General features: G+C 64.1%; 23 protein-coding genes. 11 read left to right on the top strand and 12 right to left on the bottom strand.

Features of this window, described 5'->3' with window-relative positions:
• Positions 1–3: 3 nt before the first annotated feature.
• The 3 genes from AC5P56_RS12655 to AC5P56_RS12645 all read right to left on the bottom strand — a co-directional run bounded on the left by AC5P56_RS12655 (position 4) and on the right by AC5P56_RS12645 (position 2,252).
• Entirely contained in the window at positions 4–504 is a 501-nt protein-coding gene (locus tag AC5P56_RS12655) for a hypothetical protein (RefSeq protein WP_401734001.1), read from the bottom strand.
• A gap of 92 nt (positions 505–596) precedes the next feature.
• Positions 597–1,184 carry a TetR/AcrR family transcriptional regulator gene (locus tag AC5P56_RS12650; RefSeq protein WP_046430255.1) on the bottom strand — a complete coding sequence of 196 codons (588 nt, stop codon included), beginning with the start codon at positions 1,182–1,184 and terminating at the stop codon, positions 597–599.
• Positions 1,185–1,307: 123 nt separating this feature from the next.
• Positions 1,308–2,252 carry an AraC family transcriptional regulator N-terminal domain-containing protein gene (locus AC5P56_RS12645; RefSeq protein WP_164110218.1) on the bottom strand — a complete coding sequence of 315 codons (945 nt, stop codon included), beginning with the start codon at positions 2,250–2,252 and terminating at the stop codon, positions 1,308–1,310.
• A gap of 108 nt (positions 2,253–2,360) precedes the next feature.
• On the opposite strand from AC5P56_RS12645, the gene AC5P56_RS12640 reads away from it, so the two are divergent.
• Positions 2,361–3,200 carry an oxidoreductase gene (locus AC5P56_RS12640; protein ID WP_495231698.1) on the top strand — a complete coding sequence of 280 codons (840 nt, stop codon included), beginning with the start codon at positions 2,361–2,363 and terminating at the stop codon, positions 3,198–3,200.
• Positions 3,201–3,247: 47 nt separating this feature from the next.
• Here AC5P56_RS12640 and AC5P56_RS12635 read toward each other — a convergent pair whose 3' ends face one another.
• The 3 genes from AC5P56_RS12635 to AC5P56_RS12625 all read right to left on the bottom strand — a co-directional run bounded on the left by AC5P56_RS12635 (position 3,248) and on the right by AC5P56_RS12625 (position 6,978).
• Positions 3,248–5,017 (bottom strand): oleate hydratase, encoded by a 1,770-nt coding sequence (locus tag AC5P56_RS12635; protein WP_495231697.1) that lies wholly within the window; start codon positions 5,015–5,017, stop codon positions 3,248–3,250.
• Positions 5,018–5,158: 141 nt separating this feature from the next.
• Positions 5,159–5,683, bottom strand: coding sequence for a GNAT family N-acetyltransferase (locus AC5P56_RS12630; RefSeq protein WP_495231696.1), 525 nt, complete (start codon positions 5,681–5,683; stop codon positions 5,159–5,161).
• Positions 5,684–5,883: 200 nt separating this feature from the next.
• Positions 5,884–6,978: an FAD-dependent oxidoreductase gene (locus AC5P56_RS12625; protein ID WP_495231695.1), complete on the bottom strand. Its 1,095-nt coding sequence runs from the start codon at positions 6,976–6,978 to the stop codon at positions 5,884–5,886.
• A gap of 80 nt (positions 6,979–7,058) precedes the next feature.
• Between AC5P56_RS12625 and AC5P56_RS12620 the strand changes: the two genes are divergently transcribed.
• The 4 genes from AC5P56_RS12620 to AC5P56_RS12605 all read left to right on the top strand — a co-directional run bounded on the left by AC5P56_RS12620 (position 7,059) and on the right by AC5P56_RS12605 (position 8,958).
• Positions 7,059–7,514, top strand: coding sequence for a MarR family winged helix-turn-helix transcriptional regulator (locus AC5P56_RS12620; RefSeq protein WP_069117088.1), 456 nt, complete (start codon positions 7,059–7,061; stop codon positions 7,512–7,514).
• A gap of 184 nt (positions 7,515–7,698) precedes the next feature.
• Positions 7,699–8,154: an SRPBCC family protein gene (locus AC5P56_RS12615; RefSeq protein ID WP_445391581.1), complete on the top strand. Its 456-nt coding sequence runs from the start codon at positions 7,699–7,701 to the stop codon at positions 8,152–8,154.
• Positions 8,155–8,164: 10 nt separating this feature from the next.
• On the top strand, positions 8,165–8,497 hold the full coding sequence (locus AC5P56_RS12610; RefSeq protein ID WP_495231694.1) for an ArsR/SmtB family transcription factor: 333 nt from the start codon (positions 8,165–8,167) through the stop codon (positions 8,495–8,497).
• 2 nt (positions 8,498–8,499) lie between these two features.
• On the top strand, positions 8,500–8,958 hold the full coding sequence (locus AC5P56_RS12605; protein WP_495231693.1) for an SRPBCC family protein: 459 nt from the start codon (positions 8,500–8,502) through the stop codon (positions 8,956–8,958).
• Between the two features lie 54 nt (positions 8,959–9,012).
• On the opposite strand, the gene AC5P56_RS12600 is transcribed toward AC5P56_RS12605, so the two are convergent.
• Entirely contained in the window at positions 9,013–10,263 is a 1,251-nt protein-coding gene (locus AC5P56_RS12600) for an alpha/beta hydrolase family protein (RefSeq protein ID WP_495231729.1), read from the bottom strand.
• A gap of 180 nt (positions 10,264–10,443) precedes the next feature.
• Between AC5P56_RS12600 and AC5P56_RS12595 the strand changes: the two genes are divergently transcribed.
• Together AC5P56_RS12595 and AC5P56_RS12590 are read left to right on the top strand one after the other, a co-directional pair.
• Positions 10,444–10,821, top strand: a complete 378-nt coding sequence (locus tag AC5P56_RS12595) for a DUF4180 domain-containing protein (protein WP_262224669.1) — start codon at positions 10,444–10,446, stop codon at positions 10,819–10,821.
• A gap of 97 nt (positions 10,822–10,918) precedes the next feature.
• On the top strand, positions 10,919–11,683 hold the full coding sequence (locus AC5P56_RS12590; protein ID WP_032958119.1) for a COG4705 family protein: 765 nt from the start codon (positions 10,919–10,921) through the stop codon (positions 11,681–11,683).
• On the opposite strand, the gene AC5P56_RS12585 is transcribed toward AC5P56_RS12590, so the two are convergent.
• The 4 genes from AC5P56_RS12585 to AC5P56_RS12570 all read right to left on the bottom strand — a co-directional run bounded on the left by AC5P56_RS12585 (position 11,680) and on the right by AC5P56_RS12570 (position 15,110).
• A complete protein-coding gene (locus AC5P56_RS12585) occupies positions 11,680–12,462 on the bottom strand; it encodes a 3-hydroxybutyrate dehydrogenase (RefSeq protein ID WP_495231692.1) in 783 nt (260 codons plus the stop codon). The genes AC5P56_RS12590 and AC5P56_RS12585 overlap by 4 nt on opposite strands.
• A gap of 501 nt (positions 12,463–12,963) precedes the next feature.
• A complete protein-coding gene (locus AC5P56_RS12580; RefSeq protein ID WP_041863344.1) occupies positions 12,964–13,509 on the bottom strand; it encodes a hypothetical protein in 546 nt (181 codons plus the stop codon).
• Positions 13,510–13,819: 310 nt separating this feature from the next.
• A complete protein-coding gene (locus AC5P56_RS12575; protein ID WP_239510519.1) occupies positions 13,820–14,299 on the bottom strand; it encodes a hypothetical protein in 480 nt (159 codons plus the stop codon).
• 79 nt (positions 14,300–14,378) lie between these two features.
• Positions 14,379–15,110: a hypothetical protein gene (locus AC5P56_RS12570; protein ID WP_495231691.1), complete on the bottom strand. Its 732-nt coding sequence runs from the start codon at positions 15,108–15,110 to the stop codon at positions 14,379–14,381.
• Positions 15,111–15,717: 607 nt separating this feature from the next.
• Between AC5P56_RS12570 and AC5P56_RS12565 the strand changes: the two genes are divergently transcribed.
• Entirely contained in the window at positions 15,718–16,293 is a 576-nt protein-coding gene (locus tag AC5P56_RS12565; RefSeq protein WP_495231690.1) for a 5' nucleotidase, NT5C type, read from the top strand.
• A 97-nt stretch (positions 16,294–16,390) separates the two neighbouring features.
• Here AC5P56_RS12565 and AC5P56_RS12560 read toward each other — a convergent pair whose 3' ends face one another.
• On the bottom strand, positions 16,391–17,230 hold the full coding sequence (locus tag AC5P56_RS12560; protein ID WP_495231689.1) for a type 1 glutamine amidotransferase domain-containing protein: 840 nt from the start codon (positions 17,228–17,230) through the stop codon (positions 16,391–16,393).
• 97 nt (positions 17,231–17,327) lie between these two features.
• Here AC5P56_RS12560 and AC5P56_RS12555 point away from each other — a divergent pair, with 97 nt between their 5' ends.
• From AC5P56_RS12555 to AC5P56_RS12545, 3 genes are all read left to right on the top strand, one after another.
• Positions 17,328–18,245: a LysR family transcriptional regulator gene (locus tag AC5P56_RS12555; protein WP_495231688.1), complete on the top strand. Its 918-nt coding sequence runs from the start codon at positions 17,328–17,330 to the stop codon at positions 18,243–18,245.
• A gap of 541 nt (positions 18,246–18,786) precedes the next feature.
• Positions 18,787–19,143, top strand: a complete 357-nt coding sequence (locus AC5P56_RS12550; RefSeq protein ID WP_495231687.1) for a hypothetical protein — start codon at positions 18,787–18,789, stop codon at positions 19,141–19,143.
• Between the two features lie 262 nt (positions 19,144–19,405).
• Entirely contained in the window at positions 19,406–20,578 is a 1,173-nt protein-coding gene (locus AC5P56_RS12545; RefSeq protein ID WP_180886835.1) for a PIN domain-containing protein, read from the top strand.
• Positions 20,579–20,674: the final 96 nt, after the last annotated feature.

Genomic DNA, 20,674 nt, shown 5'->3' with positions numbered 1-20,674 from the left:
GTCTCAGGATCGTCCTGCCAAGGCACGGTTTCGCAGCCTCCAGCACTGCGCGGCAAAGCCGATCACGAACACCACCAGGCAGGCCAGCAGCGTGTGCAGCACCACCGGGGCCATCGGTGCCGCCGCAATCGGATGCGCTGCCGGCAGGCGGGTCAGCGTTTCGTTGACGCCGGGCACCAACGAGAGCAGGAAGCTGAACGACAGTGCGAAGGTCGACAGGTAACGCGCGGCGCGCCCCAGCCAGCGCAGCCGCGCGGCCAGCATGCCGCCGAATGCCACCAGCAGCACGATCACCCCGAATGCGTGGCCGGGGTTGATCCCGCCCGTGCTGGACACGGTGAACGAGGTGGCCACCGACAGCACCAGCCCCACCAGGTACAGCTTGCCCGCGCGCGTGGCGGGATCGATTGCGCGATGGCGAATGAAGGCATACAGGCCACTCAACACCGGGATCAGGCTGACAGCGGTATGGATCACGCCAAGTGTGGACAGAGGGTGGGACATGGGACATCTCCAGGGACAAGATGAACCTACTAGTAGGTAGGCATTGGGTTCAAAAAGAAGGCCCGCGTCGCCGCAGGCCCACCACACATCTCTCAGGACGCCGCGCTCACCCGCGCAATCGCCAACCGCGCCAGTGCCGCGAAGGTCGCCGCATCACCGAAACCGCGCGCGGCCAGCATCGCGCCGTGCACCGATGACATGAACGCCTTGGCCTCATCGGCCGCCGAGCCCTGCAACTGCAGTTGGCCCATCGAAACGCCCTTCTCCAGCGTCACTGCCAGCCAGCCGCTCAGGTCCTCGAAATGGCCGCGCACTTCCTCAGCGATCTCTGCCGGAATCATCGGCGCTTCGGCGGCCAGCATCGCGCAGATGCAGAACGAGGACGTACCCCCTGCAATGCAGCTGGACCAGTACTCCACATAGGCGTTGAGCTCCTGCAGCGGGTCGGCCAACTGCCGGTCCAGCAGCGCCAGGCCTTCGCGCGCTTCGGCCCGGTACAGCTCGACCACCGTGCGCACCAGATCCGCCTTGCTGGGGAAGTGGTGATGGATGCTGGCCTTGCTGATGTTCACCCGCGCCGACACGTCGGCGTAGCTGAAGCCGTTGTAGCCACCGGCTTCCAGCAGCGCACGGGCATGGGCCAGGATTTCCTGGGCCTTGGGCGAGAGCGACTCTTTCATGGCATTTAAACCTACTAGTAGGTAGACACCCTGTCAACCCCTCTCTGCTGCACCCGCCAGGCATCATTCCCGGCAGAGCCGGCCGCTGGCCGGCTTGCTGGCAACGTGACCTTTGATTGCCCCTCAATGCGAAGATACGTACACCGCATCGGCTGGCGGAGGTGGCAGCGCGAAACTGCGCCGCATCCGCGCGACCTCGGCCGCCGGCGGCAACGCGAACAGGCGCTTGAACTCACGGTTGAACTGCGACGGGCTGGCATACCCCACCGCCAGCGATGCCGCTTCGGCAGTCATCCCCTGCCGCAGCATCAGCAACCGTGCCTGGTGCAGGCGGGTCGACTTCACGTACTGCATCGGCGACGTGCCGGTAATCGCGCGGAAGTGGTCGTGGAAGGTCGCCACACTCATGCCCGCTTCGGTGGCCAGTTGCCCCACGTCCAGGGTGGTGGCATATCCGGCATGGATCGTCCGCAGCACTCTGCCGATGCTGCCGAAGCGCCCGCGCATGGCCAGCGCCTCGCGCATTGCGCCGCCCTGTGCACCCGTCAGCACGCGGAAGTACACCTCACGCACCAACGCAGGGCCGAGCACGGCAGCCTCCAACGGTTCAGCCAGTGCCTCCAGCAGGCGCAGCACCGTGGCCTGCATCGGCGCCTGCATCGGGCTGGACATCATGCCCTGCGCCGGTGTCTCCGGGGTGCCCTCCTGTTCACCCAGTTCGATCAGCAGATCCGCCGCCAGCTGCAGATCCAGATGCAGGTAGATCGCCAGCAGCGGCGCCTGGGCCGACGCATCGGTTTCCATCGTGAACGGCACCGGCACCGACACTGCCAGATAGTGCTGCGCGTCGTACTGGTAGACCTGCCCGCCCAGATAGCCACGCTTCACGCCCTGGCAGACGATCACGATGCCGGGGTCGTACAACACCGGCGTGCGCGCCAGTGGCCGGTCCGATCGCAGCAACCGCACCCCCGGCAGGCGCGTGAGCGTATAGCCCTCCTCCACCGCCAGCGTCTTCAGCAGGCCGACCATGCGCGCCTGCACCTGCCGTTGCAGGGAATCGACCACAGGCACAGGCACTCCAGAGGAATAGGCAAGAATGGCCGAATCCTAGGCCTGTGACCCCGGTCGTTCAAGAACTAACGTGCAAGCCCTGCCCACCACGAACGCCCCCTCATGCCCCCTTCCCGCTTTCTCCTCATCACCGGTGTCAGCAGTGGATTCGGCCGCGCCCTTGCCCAGCAGGCCCTGCTGGCCGGCCACCGCGTGGTCGGCACCGTGCGCAACGAAACCGACCGCCAGGTACTCGAAGCGCTCGCTCCCGGCCGCGCATTCGGTCGCCTGCTGGACGTAACCGATACCGCCGCCATCAATGCGCTCGTCGCCGATATCGAAACCAACATCGGAAGCATCGACGTGCTGGTCAACAACGCTGGCTACGGCCACGAAGGCATCCTCGAAGAATCCACGCTCGCCGAGCTGCGGCAGCAATTCGAGGTGAACGTGTTCGCTCCGGCCGCGCTGATCAAGGCCGTGCTGCCGCACATGCGCGCCCGGCGCCGCGGCCATATCCTCAACATCACCTCCATGGGCGGTTTCATCACGATGCCGGGCATCGCGTGGTACTGCGGCAGCAAGTTCGCGCTGGAGGGCATCAGTGAAGTGCTTGGCAAGGAAGTCGCGCCGTTTGGTATCCACGTCACGGCCGTCGCGCCGGGTTCCTTCCGCACCGACTGGGCAGGCCGCTCGATGGTGCGGGCACCGCGCAGCATTGACGACTACGACGCATTGTTCGATCCCATCCGCAGCGCGCGTGAGGCGAAGAGTGGCCACCAGCCCGGTGATCCAGTGAAGGCTGCGCAGGCCGTGCTGCAGGTCATCGACAGCGACGCTCCTCCCCGCCACTTGCTGCTGGGCAGTGATGCGCTGCAGCTGGTGAGGGCAAAGCTGGCATCGATGGCCGGTAGCATCGACGCGTGGGAACAGCTGAGCCGTTCGACCGACGGCGTAGCGTGAGATCTTGAGGCCGCCGATGCCCTCACCGGCGGCGCCCCCCTGCCCGCTCAGTCTTCCTGCACCAGCTTGAACTCGCGCAGCAGGCCACCGATCTGGGTCTTGTCCAGCTTGTTCATCAGCAGATTGCGCAGGAACGCAGGCCCGGGAATATCCAGTTCCTTGCCATCGCGCAGGCGACCGGTGGCGGCCAGCAGCGAGCGCACGTCATACGTGGAATTGAACACCTCCGGCACGCCGCGCTCGATCCCCAGCAGGGTGTACACCGCTTCCATCGGCGTGCGCACTGAATATTCGGTGGTGAAGATGCAGTCGCGCTGCTTCGATTCGGCAAACTGGCCGATGAAGGCGAAGTTCACCGCGCCGTCCGGCACCACGTCCGGGCGGTCACCGGCCTGGCGTGGCATGAAGAACGCCGTGATGTACGGCATCATCACCGGCACCGTCTTCGCACCGGTCGCGGCCAGCGCATCAATCTCTTCCACCGGCACGCCCAGGTGGTACAGCCACTCGCGGGTGATCTCCTCGCCGGTGCACTCCTGCATCGGCTTTTTCACGTAGTCGCCCGGCGTATCCACAAACAGCGAGTACACCCAGACCACGATCTGGTCCTTGGGCTGGTTCTTGAAATGCGGCTGGCGGTTCACCGTCCAGCTCATCAGCCAGCGCGAGTCGCGCACGCTGACGATGCCGCCGGTCACTACCTTGCCACTGAACGGGTCGCGCTTGGCGATCTTCTGGATGTAGGCCGGAATGCGCGCATCCAGCGTCGTCACTGTCGCCGATTCCCACTTGGTCTGCGGGATATGCGCGCCGAACACGTCCGGGCGACCGAACGCCGCATCCTTCGCGGCGATGCGACGCCACAGGTCCCAGGCCGGCGCCGGTCCTTCGTTCAAACGCGCCGCGGTGTGGTGATCGCCATTATCCGAGTTTTCGGTCAACGAACCGATCGTCATGAAAACAAGGTCATCCACCCCCAGGTCCACGCCGCCGGCCACGCCTTCGCGCGTCCAGTGGATACGCGTGGCCTGCTTGCGGCCCGGCTGCAGATCGAAGTCGACGTCGGTCACCTCGGTGCCGTACTGGAACACCACGCCTTGGTCCTGCAACCACTTCACCAGCGGCAGCACCAGCGATTCATACTGGTTGTACCGGGTGAACTTCAACGCCGAGAAATCCGGCAGGCCGCCGATGTGGTGGATGAAGCGATGCAGGTACAGCTTCATCTCCAGCGCCGAATGCCATTCCTCGAACGCGAACATGGTGCGCCAGTACAGCCAGAAGTTGCTGTCCAGGAAGTCGCGGCCCAGCACCTCGTCGATCCGCTTGTTCTCCATCTCCTTCCGGGTGGCCAGGAACAGTGCGATGATGTCCTTCTGGGCCTGCTCGGTCAGCGTGAACAGGCCATCGGTGTGCGCATCTTCGCCGCGATTGATGGTGGCGCGCTGCAGCGAATAGTTCGGGTCGTCCTTGTTCAACCAGTAGAACTCGTCCAGCACACTGGCATCCTCGATTTCCAGCGACGGAATCGAGCGGAACAGGTCCCACAGGCACTCGAAGTGGTCTTCCATCTCGCGGCCGCCGCGGATCACGAAGCCCTTCTCCGGCACCTTCAGGCCATCCAGCGCGCCGCCGGGAATCTGCTGCTGCTCGAGAATGGTGATGCGCTCACCGGCCATGCGGCCGTCACGCACCAGGAACGCGGCGCCGGCCAGCGAGGCCAGGCCCGAGCCCACAAACCAGGCGCGCTTGCCATCCACACCGGCCGGCTTGCGCGGGCGCGCGAAGGCTTCGTAGTTGCCACTGCTGTAATACATGCGTTGCACCTTCCTGGAGGGGGTCATCAGGAACCGGCAGCGGAATGACACAGCCATCCGATGCAGGTCATGACCCTACTCTAGCGCCGAACCGGTGTATCGTTTCCTGCACGCAGGCTGCGACGGAATGACGCAGCCGCGTCAGAGCGTCCTTCCCAGCAGCATGCCTGGCCAGCCGTCCACGTTGAACGGCGCGATGCGCGTATACCCGCAGGATTCATAGAAGCGCACCAGGTCGCCGCTGCCTCCGGCGTAGCAGTCGACACGCAGATGGTCGACACCGGCAGCGCGCGCCTGCTCGTCGGCAAACGCCATCAGTCGGCGGCCGATGCCACGCACGCGCACATCACGCGAGGCCACCAGAACCCGCACATACAGCTCCGGCCCGGTGGGGGCCGGCATATAGGGCATCGACTCGCCCAGTGCCAGGAACGCCCGCACGTCGCCCTGCTCGTTCTGCGCCACCCATGCGCCTGGCAGTGCACACGCCTCGGTGACCTGGGCAATCCGGCGCGGCATCGTCGACCACGGTTCGCTGCCCCATTGCTGCACATTGCCGATCGACACGAACCACTCGATCACCTCGTCAAAGAGCCCCAACACTGCGGGGGCATCGGCCGCGCTGGCGCGGCGGATGTTCAAGGCGTCCTTTCCGGTTTCAGTCATGCGTTCCGCTCCTGTCATACCACGCTCCCCAACCCTGGAAAACAGGGGGAGCGTCGGCCGGTTCAACCAGTCTAGCGCGTGCCCCAGCGTGGCCACCTGTACCGGACCAAAGCGGTCGGAAGTCCATGTGACTTCCAGCGCGCCGCCAGGAATCTGCTGCTGTTCCCAGTGTCGCAGGTGCGTACAGACTCGATGCTTCATCAACCGCGTGGAGCATCCCCTCCGGTAGTGAACCAGCGCTGGAACCCCTCGATCGCATCCGGCATCAGGGCGCGGGCGCGTTCACGCACCAGCACTTCGGCGTCGCGCATCGCGCTGATCGCATCCGGCCGCGCGCACAACGCCATCGCCACATCCGACGCGTCCAGCATCGCCAGGTTCACGCCCACGCCCACCGGCGGCATCAGATGCGCCGCATCGCCGATCAAGGTCACGCCATCGCGCGGGGCCCAGCAAAAATCCGCTGGCAGGCTGTAGATCGGCCGCCGCACGAAGTCCGTGCAGGCCTCCAGCAGGCGCCGAAGGTTCGTGGCCCACCCGGTATAGCAGCCTGTCACCAGCGTCCGTATGCCGTGCTGCGCGATCTGTGCATCAAGCCATTCGGAAGAGCGCTTCAGCGCCGCATACACGCAGAGCCGATCGCGGCTGTTGCGTTGCACGAACAGGGCCTCCTCGCCGCCAAAGCAGAACAGGCTGCCCTGCCCGACCATCGCTGCGATGTCCGCAGCAGGCTGTGCGATCCAACCTTCGAAGAAGGTAATGCCGGTGGGCAGCGGCTGGCACGTACTCAAGGCCGCGCGCACTTTCGACCACGCACCATCGGCACCGATCACGATGTCCGCCTCGCGCTGCACGCCGTTGGCGAATCGCAGGCCGTGGCCGTTCGCCTGTGCAGATACCAGCGCGGTCAGGCTGTGGCCCCACTGCACCGTGTCCGCCGGCAGCGCGTCCAGCAGCAGCTGGCGCAGGTCGCCGCGGTCGATCTCCGGCTTGTCCTTGCTCCCTTCCGGCCCGAACCCGCCGGTGGTGATCCCCCCGGACCACGGGTCGCCCATCCGCGCCTCCTGCCCCTCATGCCGCGCCACCGCACGGAAGGCCTCCAGCAGGCCCGCGCGCTGCAGCGCCACCTGCCCGGAATCGTCGTGCAGATCCAGCGTGCCGCCCTGTGTGCGCTGCTGCCCGGATGCTTCGCCCTCGTACACGCTCACGGGGTGACCGCCCCGATGCAGGATGAGCGCAGCGGTGAGGCCAGCGGGGCCTGCGCCGATGACGGCAATACGGGGAGGGTGCTGCATGGCGCGATCCAGGTTGGTTGATACGTCAACCGTATGCCGCGAGGGTTGACATGTCAACCATTGCCCGGCAACGTTCGGCCATGACCTCCCCCAGCATCACACCCGACGAATGGGCCACCTGGCGCGGCTTCCGGCGCATGGCAGAAATCACCTCCGGCCGCATCGTCCAGGACATCACCCGCAGCACCGGGCTCTCAAGGGCCGACTTCATCGTGCTGATGGAGCTGAACCAGTCCAAGGATCGCTGCCGCCGCCAGCGCGAACTGCTGGACTACCTGGAATGGGACAAGACGCGCCTCTCGCACCAGCTGACCCGCATGGCGGGCCGTGGCCTGATCGAACGCGATACCGACAGCGAAAACGTCGTAGTGATCCGCATGACCACAGAAGGTCACGCGCAGCTGCGCGCGGCACGGCCGGTACACGCCGCCGGTGTCCGCCGGTATTTTCTCGACCATCTCTCCGCGGATGATCGTGCCGCACTGCAGCAGATCACCGACAAACTGCATGCCGCCCTTCAGGACGGCGAGAACTGAAGCATCGCCCCCGGTAGTGCCGGCCGCTGGCCGGCAACTGCAGTCACCCAACGCCACCGGGATGCCGGCCAGCGGCCGGCACTACCACGCCCGGGCGTTCGTGGCGGGGTTTGACATGCAGGCATTTACCTGCATATAGTCCACTCAAGGGCGGCGCCTGCCAGCCCATCGCGAGGAATCTGCAATGGTGGATATCGCACACAGGGTCGGCATCAAGGCCCCCTCAAGCCAGGTGTACCAGGCGCTGGCCACCCCCGAAGGCGTGGCCGCCTGGTGGGCCGAAGACGCGCACGGCGACCGCGAAGCCGGCGGCACGGTCAAGGTCCGTTTCACCAACAACGGCCAGGAAATCGGTGCCATGGAGATGAAGCTTGAGCAGCTTGTTCCAGGCGAGCTCGTGCTGTGGCGGTTCCTCGCCGGCCCCGCCGAATGGATCGGCACCCACGCGCGCTTCGCGCTGAAGCAGGAAGGCGACTACTGCATCGTGCTGTTCACCCACGAAGGCTGGAAGGAACGTGTCGAGTTCACCTCCCACTGCAGCACCAAGTGGGCGGTGTTCCTGATGAGCCTGAAGGCACTGCTGGAAACCGGCAAGGGCCAGCCCAACCCACACGACGTCAGGATCGACAACTGGAATTGAAGACCTCCCCATGGCGTTAGACCACCTGCGCGACGCAGACAAGGTGTTCAAGGCACTGGCCGATCCCACGCGCCGGACGCTGCTGGATCTGCTCTGCAAGGACAACGGGCAGACGCTGGGCCAGCTGTGCGAACACCTGGACATGGCCCGGCAATCGGTCACCCAGCACCTGGGCCTGCTGGAAGACGCCAACCTGATCAGCACCGTGCGCCGTGGCCGCGAGAAGCTGCACTTCATCAACCCGGTGCCGCTGCATGAAGTCTACGAACGCTGGGTACGCAAGTTCGAGCAGCAGCGCCTGAGCCTGCTGCATGACCTGAAACGCGAGCTGGAAGGAGAATGACGATGTCCGCAGAGTCAACCCGCTTCATCCACGTGACCTACATCGCGTCCACGCCACAGAAGGTGTTCGAGGCCATCACCCGCCCCGAGATCGCCAGTCGCTACTGGGGCCACGAGAACGTCTCGGACTGGAAACCGGGCTCGCGCTGGCAGCACGTGCGTGCAAATGAAACGCGCTCGGTCGAGCTGGTCGGCGAAGTGGTGGAAAGCACCCCGCCCTCGCGCCTGGTCATCACCTGGGCAGCCGCCTCGCAGGCCGACAATCCCGCTGCCTACAGCCGCGTCACCTTCGACATCGTGCCCTACCAGGACATGGTGCGGCTGACGGTTACCCATGAGGAACTGGAACCCGGCAGCGGCATGGATACCGGCATCCGCCAGGGCTGGCCGATCGTGCTGTCCAGCCTGAAGTCGCTGCTGGAGACGGGCAAGGGGCTGGATGTGTTTGCGAAGCCGAACTGAGTCGTGCCGCAATCGGCGGCGGAGCGCCATCCGCCGCCAGCGCTCCCCATCCGGTCAATCGCTCAATCTGCGCGAACGCCCATAGCCCCCGTGCACATCCTGCTTGATCCAATCGGCCAACAGGCGCAGGTAGCCGTCGGTGATCCGCGTCGACACGCGGTTGCCCTCGGCATCGGTGCGGAACTCGACCATGCCGTGGTCGGTATCCGGGAACAGGTACGTATCAATCGGCTGCCCCGATGCGTGCAGGCGCCCCAGGATGCTGCGGGTGGCTGCAATCGGCGCGGCCCGGTCCTGCTCGGCCAGCACCCACAGCAACGGCAGCTTCAGGCGACGCAGCGCGGCCTCGGCGTCGTAGTCCCAGATCAGCTCCAGGTTGTCGAAGCGCGCTCGGCCGATCCGGCGCAGGTCGGCGTCACTCATGCGCAGCATGTCGCCGCTGTACTCGCCGTTGATCGTCTTTGCCCACGGCGCGGCACCGATCTGCGTACGCACCTTCGCCAGCGCCTCGAACCCTTCAGTGAAATGCGTGCGCATCAACTGCGCGGTTGCGTCTGAAAGCTGCCCGACCTGCGCCAACGCCGCCGCATCCAGCTGCATGCGCCGTGCCTCATCGAACAACTGCTCGCGGTCCTCCTCGATGGGCGACACCACCAGCCCGAAGCCGATCGCCACGAAATCCGCCTGCGAGCGGGTCGCCGCCAGCGGCGCGATCCAGCCGCCCTGGCTGCCACCAAAGTAGCCGGCGCGGCCGAACCGGCCTCTCGCCAGTTCGCGCGCCTTGGCAAGCGCCGCCGCCGCGTCGTCGGCCAGCAGCTCGAAGTTCTGTGTGTACTCGCCTTCCGAATCGCCGGTGCCACGCTTCTGGTAAGCGAAGACCGAAATACCCTGCGCCACCAGCATGCGCTGGTAGATCGCCGCCACTGCCATCGTGCGTTCCGAGCCGTGCACCAGCACCACCAACGGCCGTTTAGGGTCGGCCGGACCGGCTGGTTCGATCAGCTGCCCGACCAGTTTTGTTCCAGCACTGCTGAAGGTCGTCTCGGTATCGCGGGTCGGCAGTCGCTGCCAGCGCTGCGTCGCTCCGGCAGGCGACCTGAAGCTGACCACATCGTCGCTGCAGCTCACCGGCGCGTTGGCATCACCGGTGGCGCCACGTCGCCCGTCCAGCATCAGATAGCGCTGGCCTGTGGCCGGCGCCGCAGCGGGTGCGCCCAGCACCACGATGCTGCCTTGGCCGTCACCGTAGGCACTGACCGTGCACAGCTCGGCGGCTGCAACCGGCAGCCCCGAACACACCAGCACCGCGCTCAACAACGAACGACTCCTCCACCCTGCCATGCCCTTCCCCGTTTCGATGAACCTGCGTCGTGCAGGTGCCGGGCGCAGCCTAGCGCGTTCGTTCGCCAGATTCATGCTGCAACCGCTCGCCGTCGCTCCCCTTCCACGGCCATACTGGAAGGACGATACGGACTTCAGAGCGTCATGCACCCACACTTGGAACACATCGGCACCACCCGTATCCTGCGCGTCGACCCGCAGGGCCCGATGCTCGATGCCGGCGCCCTACGCGACCTGGTCGGCGATGCCCTTGGACACCAGGCCGAGTGGATCGCCGTGCCGGTGCAGCGCCTTTCGGCAGACTTCTTCGAGCTGCGCTCCGGCATGGCCGGGCAATGGCTGCAGATGCTGGTGAACTACCGCCTGCACTTCGCCGTCCTGGGCGATGTCAGCGGCTACCGCGCACAGAGCGAATCGCTGGACGCGTGGATCACCGAATGCAACCGCGGCCGCGACGGCTGCTTCGTGGCCGACTGGGGCGCCCTGCTGGCGCGCCTTTCGGCCCCCGCCAGCGCCGGCTGAACGCCGCCCCCACGCTCACCCTCGCCAAACCTGGTTCCGACTGCACTCCGACGCCGCCCGCCACAGCATCACCCGCGGGCTCCCCAGGCGACGTTCGATGCGCGCTTCAGACGCAGATTCCCTGCACAGCAAAGTGGCGGCGGTCACCCTCGGTTTCTGGGTGATGAAGATCGCCGCCACCACCCTCGGCGAGACTGCTGGCGATCTGCTGTCGATGACGCTCAACCTCGGTTACGTGGCCAGCTCGGCCATCCTGCTGGCGATCTTTGCCGGCCTGCTGGGCATGCAGTTGTCGGCGCGGCGCTTCCACCCAGTGCTGTTCTGGTCGGTGGTGCTGGCGACCAGCACCGCCGGCACCACCCTGTCCGACCTGATCGACCGCACGCTCGGCCTGGGCTACGCCACCGGCGCCAGTCTGCTGGCCGGCTGCCTGGCGCTGGTGCTGCTGGCCTGGCGGGTGTCGGAAAAGTCGATCTCGGTCAGCAACATCGCATCGCGCCGCGCCGAAGGCTTCTACTGGACCGCCGTGCTGTTCTCCAACACGCTCGGCACCGCGCTGGGTGATTTCCTCGCCGACGATTCCGGGCTGGGCTTCACCGGCGGCGCCCTGCTGATCGGCAGCCTCATCGCGCTTACCGCGCTGGCCAGCCGCATCAAGGGCATCAACCGGGTCATCCTGTTCTGGATCGCCTTCGTGCTCACCCGCCCGTTCGGCGCCACCTTCGGCGACCTGCTCACCAAACCGCTGGAAAAGGGCGGCCTGGGCTTCGGCACAGTAGGCTCGTCGCTGGTGCTGTTCACCCTCCTCGCCACGCTGGTGGCGCTGCCGATGCTGCAGCGCAAGGCGCAGCCAGCCAGCTAGCGCGCCGTCCAGCCCCCATCCACCGGCAGCGCCGTTCCGGTGATCTGCGCCGCAGCGTCCGAGGCCAGGAACACCACCATCCCGCCCAGCTGATCGGGCGTCACGAACTGCAACGACGGCTGCTTCTCAGCCAACAGCTCACGCGCGGCGGTCTCCTGATCCGTGCCTTCGCGCTCGGCCAACGCGGTGATCTGCTGCTCGACCAGCGCCGTCCGCACCCAGCCCGGGCAGATCGCATTGGCGGTGATGCCCGTGCCCGCATTCTCCAGCGCGGTCACCTTGGTGAAGCCCACCACGCCATGCTTGGCCGCCACGTAGGCCGACTTGTTCACCGAGCCCACCAACCCGTGCACCGACGCAATGTTGATGATGCGGCCGGCGCCCTGCTGCTTCATGTGGGGCAAGGCCGCCGCCGTCGCATGGAACACCGCCGAGAGATTCAGCGCCAAGATCGCGTCCCACTTCTCGACGGGGAATTCCTCGATCGACGCCGTGTGCTGGATGCCGGCGTTGTTTACCAGGATGTCGATGCGGCCCATCGTTGCAACGGCGCGATCGATCATCCCGCGCACCGCCTCGCCATGGGAAAGGTCGGCGCCGTCATGCGCCACGCGCACGCCGAACTCGGCTTCCAGTTTGGAACGGATGCGTTCGATTTCCGCCGCATCGCCGAAGCCGTTCAGCACGATATCGGCGCCTTGCCGGGCCAGCGCGGTGGCAATGCCAAGACCGATACCGCTGGTGGAGCCGGTGACCACCGCAACCTTTCCACTGAACATGGGTGAGTTTCCATTGGGCGTAGGTGGTCAGTGTAGCTTTGCCGGCGCCCCGCTTCAGCGACGCTACATTGGTCAATTAACGGTTAGAACGCGTTGGGTAGCCGCCGAGGGAAGTGTCCAGCGTTCTTTCAAAACGGACGGTACGCCTCAGAGGGGACGCATCCGTGGCCCGCTGGCGATGCTGTCCGACTCCCACAAGGGCAATGCATCCATGCTTTGCCCGGCGGATCGAACACGTCCGAAAATAGCTTCTGCGGCCGTTCTACTCCCCCCACCGCCAACCGGGCGGGGCGCCTTTCATCCAGCAGATAAGGACAAGCACCAACACCACGGCCCACGTGTAGAGCTGAAACGCGATGGGCTCGCGAAATGGAGAGAACAGAAACGGACCCGCCAGTAGCAAGCCGAATGCGACTGCGTACACAAGCCAGCCTTGCCACGCGCACGGCATCCCCCAGCCCCATCCGTACTTCTTCCTGGTAAACCAGTACTTCCTGCTGATCATTGCAGTGTTCCTCGATGGCCGCCGGTCTCACTCACCTGATCCAAGCATGCTTTGAGCTGTTCGTAAAGACGCCGGTCCAGAATCAAGTCAATATCCCCTCTGGCTGTGACGAGAACAGAGCTACGATCCGTGCGCAGCACGAAGACGTTGCGACCGTTCTGCATGCCGAACTTGCCAAGTTCAACGCCCCCGGTGCTGGTCCCAAGTTGCCGGTGAGGCAGCGTGATCCTTGAAGCATCGGAAGCGTCCTGCCACGCGACACTGGAAAGCGGGAGCTGCAGTCGGACAAACGCTGCTGACCCAATCAGCTGGCCATCTGTAATGGCGATGTACGCTGTCCGCGCTTGATATACGAGGCCAAAGGCAACTACGACAACAACGGCCAGCGCCGAGCCGAGCGCAATATTCCTGGCTGGCACCCCGCCAGAGCGGGGTGCCAGCCATACTGCGATCAGAACCACGGCTGCTGCCACGCATATGCCGAGAGGAAGCGCATAGGCATGAATCAGGGAGACGTCCAGCGTGGATCGGCACATCATCATGAACTACTCCGCAGAGATTGACCGCATGCCGTAAACGTAAGTCGTCTCGACAATTATCTCAAATGCGTCTTCGTCACAGGTACCAAGGCCCACGCTTTGCGTCGCGCGCAGGAACGAGCGGACCTCGTTCCATGTTACGGGCTTTGCGTGTTCATCGCAGATCATGCTTGCACTGCCACGCATGAGAATGCTTCGGTATCAGATACCGCGCAACAAACGCCCATTTCTCATCGATTACATCGGTCACACAGGGGCTGCGCGCTGTGATGCCATTGCAGTGACACTGTTCATACCGAACTTCAAACACGCTCTAGAAGAGGATGCCCACCCGATCAACGGTCGCCAGTGGATTGGCCTTCCGCACCGCCTCAAGGAACAGCAGGAAATCCCGATTGAACAGCGTCAGGTTGTTGGTGAACGTCACGCACTTTCTGCCCGATGCTTTGCTGAAGCACACCTGCCAGACATAACGTCCGTAGATCTTGTCGGAGGTGCGAGTGACTGAGTTGATCTGCGAAAGCGGAACCGCCGTGGGCACCGGCCCACGCCGTAGGTAAAAGGACGCCGCATCAAAGAAGTAGTGCTCCCGATCCTCTTTTCCATCCACCATCACCAAGGTCATGGACCTGCCGGAAATCCGGCGCGGGGCATGCAAATGCAGCCCCGATTTCACGGACGAGCGAGCAGTTGCTGACATCCGCCGAAGGGTGAACCAGAGGATCACCAACGGAAGGGCCGCGAGGACAATGAAACCTACAGTCTTCAAAACAGTTTCCAGCGTGCTAGGCACACAGATCTCCAGGATGAACTTTCAGGCGATACCCAAGTAGATCCACGCCACGCGTGGATGACTCTCCCTCAACGCCTTTTCACTTCCAATGATCCGGCCCCAGGAACGGCAGGCTCAACACAAACACCGGAACGGCCACTGGAATCAGCGCCGCGCCGAGCACCTTGCCCGCCGCCGAACCCACACCCGGCTTGTCCTCCCTCTCCGGCAGGATCCGTTGCGCGCGCGCATTGATCGGCTGTGCCAGCTTCCCCTTCTCCGCCAGTGCCGCAGCATCCGGCAACTGCACCTGCTCGCCATCGCCCTCGAACAGTGCGCTGTAATAGCTGCCGCCCTTCCTTGAAAGATTGCAGGCCCGGTCAAACGCCAGCGCGTAGCGGGTCCGGTCCATCGGCAGGTAGTAGCGCGCCCGCTCCTCCACGGCCTTGGCCTCGCGCGGGGGGACCTCAATCCGCTCCAGCTTGAACTGCGCGGCCTGCTCCGCCGTTACCTGCTCAGGCCGCAGCAGCAGCGCATAGCTGCCGTGCACCTTGGACTTGTTGGCCGGGTCGCGCCAATCCTCATGGAAGTACATCTGCGCGCAGGCCACCGCCTCGCGCAGCGGGCTGTCCATCAGCGCGCGGTACTCGCGGAACGGCGCGGCATTGAAGCGCATGGGCTCGTCATAGCGCGGCAACAGGTACAGCTGGCCGTCGTCGGCCACGAACGCACTGGTGATCTCGCGGCTTGAGGCGTGCTCCTCCGGGCCACTGGCACAGCCGGACAGCAGGCCAAGGCACAGGGCGGAGAAAATGAAGAAGGGCGTTCGCATATCGTGTTCGAGGGCTTGCTTGGGAAAACGGCCCCGCCCGGAGGGACGAGGCAAGCCCGTCATGGTGCCATGGCAGCCCCGCCCTGCCCAATCGAACGACTGGAGATCGAACGCCTTCGGGCGGCTCGCGCTGATCAGCCGCGACCAGGGCCGCGTACAGCACGCGCGCGCTCCGGCAGGATGATCGCGCGGGTCCCGCGTGCTATATTGAGTCGGCCTGAGCATCCATTTTCTGTGACGTCCTTGGATTGAGCCAGGACCGAGCGCGACAGGTATATCCCCGTTCGGCCTATCCGTAGCACTGGGGATTATCCACTCACCAGCGCGCCAGATTGATCCTTGGTTGGCGAAGTTGGCCAGCGCTACGGGCCGTGCGTCTTGGCCAAGGCCAGGTCAGCCACCCGGCAGGCCTTTGAAGAAGCGCCGCGACATAAGCCGCATTTCCAGCATGCCGATTACGGCATCCGTGGGTCGCCGCCCCCTTCAGCCGTGCCGGCGCAGTCGGCATCGCGATTGCCGCCATGTCTGTCGCAATCGCCAAACACTTTGCCCCGCTACTGGGGAACCGATGAAGAAGAAAGCCCACTCTTGAAAGGAGAGCGCGTAAATGAACGCTGATGATGTGAAGTCAATACCGATGATGGACCCGCTCGCGAACCAGCACACCGGTGGATCGAGTGCGTCCAGACGCACCATCTACGTAGATCTTGATGGCGTAATGGCCGACTTCGACGCGGCATTTCCCGCCCTGTTTGGCCTGGACCATCGCTTGCTTGCCGACGATGAAATGTGGGGGCACATCAACAACCACCCGTCGTTCTTTCGCGACCTACCGCCGATGCACGGTGCAGTGGAGTTCTTCCACAGCATCCACCACTTGAACCCGGTGATTCTCACTGCCTGCCCGAAAGCGAACTATCCGCTCGCCGCGATGCAGAAGCGACAGTGGGTCCGCGAACACCTGTCAGCAACCTGCCTGGTGTTGCCTGTGCTCGGCGGCAGGCACAAGCCTCTTTTCATGCACCAGCCGGGCGATGTTCTGATCGACGATTTCGAAGCGAACTGTGATGCCTGGACAGCGGCCGGAGGCGTAGCGATCAGGCACGCCGGCGATTGGGCCGCGACGCGTCATGCGCTGTCCCAGATTGAAGATCTGTCAGGGGCAGCGCTCGCGAAGGGCTGATGCCCTCTCTGCCGCCCACGTTGGCACTTCCATAGACAGGCCGAGGCGCTGGCCCCCTCGGCCCCCAAGGCTGGCAGCCTGCTGTGCAGGCCCCGCCCTACTTCAACCGCTCCACCAACCGCTGCCCCACCTCCAGCGCAGAAGCCGGGTTCTGCCCGGTAATCAGCTCGCGGTCCACCACCACATGCCCGGTCCACGGCGTGGCATTGCTGCTGAACTTCGCTCCCGCCCGCTGCAGCGCGGTCTGCGGGTAGAACTTCATCTCACCACCGCCCAGCAGCGGCTTGGCCTGCGCTTCTTCCTGGTTGCTGATCACCGTGATCTGGTAACCGCTGTAGATCCACTTCGGCGTGGCCGGCATCGCACCGGCTTCCAGCTTTGCCACGAAACCCGCCGCATCCGGCAACGTGGACAGCAGCGCGATCGGCCCGTGGCAGACCAGCGCGGTGGTCTTGTTGCGCTGGTGGAAGTCGGCCAGCAGCCGGCCCAGCGCCGGGCTCTTCAGCAGGTCCTGCATCGGCGCGTGGCCACCGGGAATGTAGACCGCATCGAAACGCCCGTAGCCCTGCTGCTCGACGCGCGCCAGGCTGACCACCGGCGAGGCGGTGGGCGAGGTCAGCGCCAGTTTCTCCAGCAGCTCCTTGTGCAGCCTCAGCTGCGCGGCATCGTTGCCGAAGTACGCCGCCGTCACCGAAGACGCATCCACCGTGGGCGCCCGCCCCTGCGGCGTGGCGAAGGTCACCTCGTGGCCCGCGTCCAGCAGCAGCTTGACCGGCTGCATCAACTCGTTGAGATAGAAGCCGGTGGACAGCACCTTGCCGTCCTTCAGGTCCAGGTGGTTTTCGTCGGACAGCACTACCAGCACGTTGGCTGCATGCGCGCCGCTGGCGGCCAGGGTCAGGGCCAGCGCTGCGGCCAGCCGGGTCATCAGGTTCATGGGGGAGCTCCTATCGGGGAATGGCGACCACTTTATTCATCGCCCCAGCGGCGATAAATTGGCCCCATCGCAAAACATCTGTTCCCCGGAGAGCCAAATGAGCCGCAAGTTCGACTACCTGGGCGATGTAGAGGTGTTCCTGGCGGTGGTCGAGCACGGCTCGTTCACGGCCGGCGCGGTGGCGCTGTCCACCACGCCCTCGGTGCTGAGCCGCGCGGTCACCCGCCTGGAAGCGCGGCTGGGCCGGCAACTGCTGCAGCGGACCACCCGCCGCGTGGGCCTGACCGACGCCGGGCGGCTCTATCTGGAACAGGTGCGCACCGCCTTCGGCCTGCTGGACGACGCCGAGCGCGACGTACTGGCCCAGGACGGTGCGCTGGCCGGCCGCGTGCGCCTGAGCGTGCCCACCACCTATGGCCACTACCGGCTGCCGCCCGTGCTGGCGCGCTTTGCGCAGCAGTACCCACAGGTGCAGGTGGAACTGAACATCACCAACCGCAACGTGGACCTGGTGGCCGAGGGCTTCGACCTGGCCATCCGCCTGGGCCAGCTGCCGGACAGCGGGCTGGTGGGGCGGAAGCTGGAGGATGCGCCTTTGGTGCTGGTGGCTTCGCCGGAGTACCTGCAACGCCGGGGCGCGCCGCAGACGCTGGACGACCTGCAGCAGCACCTGTGCCTGCCCTTCGTGATGCCGCGCACCGGGCGGCTGGCGCCGTGGATCTTCCGCGACGACGGGCGCGACGTGGACTGGCTGCCGCGTTCGTCCATCGAGACCTCCGACGATGTGCTGGGCGTGGTGTCGCTGGCCGAACAGGGCATCGGCATCTGCCAGAGCTACGAGTTCATCGTGCGCGAGCGGTTGCAGCGTGGGCAGCTGGTGGAGGTGCTGCCGCAGCTGCGGGGAAGATCGCGGCCGTTCTCGGTGATCTATGCGCCGCATCGGCGGCAGTCGGCAGCGGCGCGGGCGATGATTGAGTTGCTGGTAGGGAATGCGGGTGAGGCTGGCGTCGCTTGAGGCCGGGGGCTTGCTAACGGTGTCGGATTTGAACCGATTTTTGGGATGTGCGGCTGATCGCGTGCCGTTGTTTGGCGAGGCGGATTAAGAACTGTTGCAAAGAAGGCTATCGCGCTATTCGCTTGTGGCATGGGCGATTGCGGCACTTTGATTCGCAATCGACAGAGCATCTGCACGAATGCGTCTGATGGCGTCGCGTGTTGCACGAATGGTGCGTGCAACAATAGTTCTTCGCTCTCGGATTCCGCGATTTCTTCGCGAAATTCAATTTGCATTCGAAGCGACGACGTAAACACCATGGCGCGCCACCGACAACGGGTGGCCGGGCGTCCAAACCCGAGACAGAGAGTTGTTTACGCTTGCCCGTCGGCACCGTCCTTAACCGGTGCCGGCGGGCAATCCGTCGGCCTTTATGGCGGGCGGTGCGTGGGGGTCTTCGGACCCGCCGGTTATTGTCAACTGTCTGTCCCGGTTTGGAACCCGCACCGTCCGCCACCTCTTCGCGGTGGCGCTGTTAAGCACAGCCACGGAAGCCGACGCCATGAACGAATCCGACACCTTCTCCTCGTACACCGTTGTTGAGCCCATCAACGACGACACGCCCCTGCCCGATCTGAACTCCCTTCTGGGCATCCTCAAGCGCATGCGCGGCTGCGAGGGGGCCGATGGGCATCCCTGGCCAGAAACCGACGTGTCACCCGGCCGCCGCGTGAGCCTGGCGAAGAGCGAACGCGCGATGGTGGGCGCGCTGACGGTGCTGGAGGTGCTGCACGCAGCGGACCGCTGCCGGGTGGCAGCGGAGCCGGAGCGGCATTTGGATGAGGGGGTGGTGGATGGATTGTTTCTGGCCTGCCGGGGGCTGGTTGAGTGGGCGTGCCACGAGGTGAGACCGGAGTGATCTGCCTCCCGGAGCATACTCACGGCAAACTTCGTCTAGCGTCACATAGAACAACGTCCGCTTCCGGCCAACAGCGGTCGGTCGTATCGCGTACAGAGATCGTCGACAGACTGGCTAGAGTGCCGTCTCACTCGTGACAATTGATACCATTGGCTGCGCCAAAGCAAGAACGCCTCGTCCCGACGATATTTGAAGCACATGAGAGCATTTGTGCAGCTGGTCTTGTTGTGAAGACGCGGCAGAACAGGAGAAGGAGCCATTCATGCCACAGATGCATCTGTTCATTGATACAAATGTGTTTCTTAACTACTACCGGCACACAGCCGACGACACGAAGGCTTTGGATCAACTTTGTAAACACGTCGAAGCTGGCGATATCGCGCTTCATCTCCCTTTGCAGGTCCGGGACGAGTGGATTCGTAATCGAGAGCGCGGTTTGCATGAGTCCAACGAGTCCTTTCGCAGAGTCGTACCGCCAGGTTTGCCTAGGCACCTAGATGGGCTAGATTCAACATTAAAATATCTGGAAGCGGTAACGGCATTGATGACGGCTCGCGATCAGCTAATGATTGAGGCAAACAGCAAGGCATTGCAATTTGATCTGGCGGTCGATAAGAGCCTCAACCGGGTGTTTTCGTCGGCAACCCTCTACGCCGATGACAATGCGATATTCGAGATGGCGAAAAGCCGAGCAGACAAAGGGAATCCGCCGGGAAAGCGAGATAGCTACGGGGACCAATACAATTGGGAAATCCTGCTTCAGAAGGTCCCGGACGAAGACCTTTATGTGGTTTCAAAGGATTCGGATTTTGCGTCAGCGCTTGCGAAGCCCGACAAGAACGGCGCGATTTCTGCCCACGATTTCCTCAAGCGCGAGTGGTCCGAAAGGAAGAGCAAGAAAAATCTGTATGTCTTTCAAACTATCGCTACTTTGCTGAAATTTTATGAGAACGCAGTCGCGGTCCCCGCTGCCGTGGAAGGAATCGGTGCTTCAGTTCAATCGCCCGACACCTCAACCCCGACTGGTTCGGTATCGTCAGCGGTAGTAGCACCACCGACAGCAGAAGCGGAACCCGCGGTAGCAACACCCGTCGCTCCTCCGATAGAGGACGCAGGGGAGGAGGAGCAGGCGCGAATTGCGGCGGTTGGCGCCCTAGTGACCAGTTCTAACTTCCAGCAGACCCATGTCGCGATTGCTGAGCTGATGAAGATTCGCGCTTCTTTGACCATTGATGACGCGCACAAGCTCGCGAACGCAGCACTCGATAACAAACAAATCGAGTGGATTCTCACCGACTCAGATGTACGCGACTTTTATCTATGGCTGTTGGAGTCGTTTACACAGACGTTAGATCCTGGGCTGTTTGATGCACTGGTTGACGCACTTGGATTGACCCCTGACCCCGAAGACGATGATCCTTGGGCTCATGCCTAATAGGTGCTTAGGATGTACGCTTCGTCGTTCCGCGATGTATTTGTTGACGATAATGAACTTCATCCCAGCGTTTGGCGGATGGACTATTTGGCAAGG

The sequence above is a fragment of the Stenotrophomonas sp. YJH_SMC_131 genome, assembly GCF_059367975.1.
The sequence above is the reverse complement of the archived record's forward strand: the minus strand, read 5'-3'. Positions and strand labels throughout refer to the sequence as shown.

Coding starts and splice junctions, on each gene's coding strand:
- AC5P56_RS12655 (WP_401734001.1), bottom strand. CDS start 504: ATGTCCCACCCTCTGTCCACACTTGGCGTGATCCATACCGCTGTCAGC.
- AC5P56_RS12650 (WP_046430255.1), bottom strand. CDS start 1,184: ATGAAAGAGTCGCTCTCGCCCAAGGCCCAGGAAATCCTGGCCCATGCC.
- AC5P56_RS12640 (WP_495231698.1), top strand. CDS start 2,361: ATGCCCCCTTCCCGCTTTCTCCTCATCACCGGTGTCAGCAGTGGATTC.
- AC5P56_RS12635 (WP_495231697.1), bottom strand. CDS start 5,017: ATGTATTACAGCAGTGGCAACTACGAAGCCTTCGCGCGCCCGCGCAAG.
- AC5P56_RS12630 (WP_495231696.1), bottom strand. CDS start 5,683: ATGACTGAAACCGGAAAGGACGCCTTGAACATCCGCCGCGCCAGCGCG.
- AC5P56_RS12625 (WP_495231695.1), bottom strand. CDS start 6,978: ATGCAGCACCCTCCCCGTATTGCCGTCATCGGCGCAGGCCCCGCTGGC.
- AC5P56_RS12620 (WP_069117088.1), top strand. CDS start 7,059: ATGACCTCCCCCAGCATCACACCCGACGAATGGGCCACCTGGCGCGGC.
- AC5P56_RS12615 (WP_445391581.1), top strand. CDS start 7,699: ATGGTGGATATCGCACACAGGGTCGGCATCAAGGCCCCCTCAAGCCAG.
- AC5P56_RS12610 (WP_495231694.1), top strand. CDS start 8,165: ATGGCGTTAGACCACCTGCGCGACGCAGACAAGGTGTTCAAGGCACTG.
- AC5P56_RS12605 (WP_495231693.1), top strand. CDS start 8,500: ATGTCCGCAGAGTCAACCCGCTTCATCCACGTGACCTACATCGCGTCC.
- AC5P56_RS12595 (WP_262224669.1), top strand. CDS start 10,444: ATGCACCCACACTTGGAACACATCGGCACCACCCGTATCCTGCGCGTC.
- AC5P56_RS12590 (WP_032958119.1), top strand. CDS start 10,919: ATGCGCGCTTCAGACGCAGATTCCCTGCACAGCAAAGTGGCGGCGGTC.
- AC5P56_RS12585 (WP_495231692.1), bottom strand. CDS start 12,462: ATGTTCAGTGGAAAGGTTGCGGTGGTCACCGGCTCCACCAGCGGTATC.
- AC5P56_RS12580 (WP_041863344.1), bottom strand. CDS start 13,509: ATGATGATGTGCCGATCCACGCTGGACGTCTCCCTGATTCATGCCTAT.
- AC5P56_RS12570 (WP_495231691.1), bottom strand. CDS start 15,110: ATGCGAACGCCCTTCTTCATTTTCTCCGCCCTGTGCCTTGGCCTGCTG.
- AC5P56_RS12565 (WP_495231690.1), top strand. CDS start 15,718: ATGAACGCTGATGATGTGAAGTCAATACCGATGATGGACCCGCTCGCG.
- AC5P56_RS12560 (WP_495231689.1), bottom strand. CDS start 17,230: ATGAACCTGATGACCCGGCTGGCCGCAGCGCTGGCCCTGACCCTGGCC.
- AC5P56_RS12555 (WP_495231688.1), top strand. CDS start 17,328: ATGAGCCGCAAGTTCGACTACCTGGGCGATGTAGAGGTGTTCCTGGCG.
- AC5P56_RS12550 (WP_495231687.1), top strand. CDS start 18,787: ATGAACGAATCCGACACCTTCTCCTCGTACACCGTTGTTGAGCCCATC.
- AC5P56_RS12545 (WP_180886835.1), top strand. CDS start 19,406: ATGCCACAGATGCATCTGTTCATTGATACAAATGTGTTTCTTAACTAC.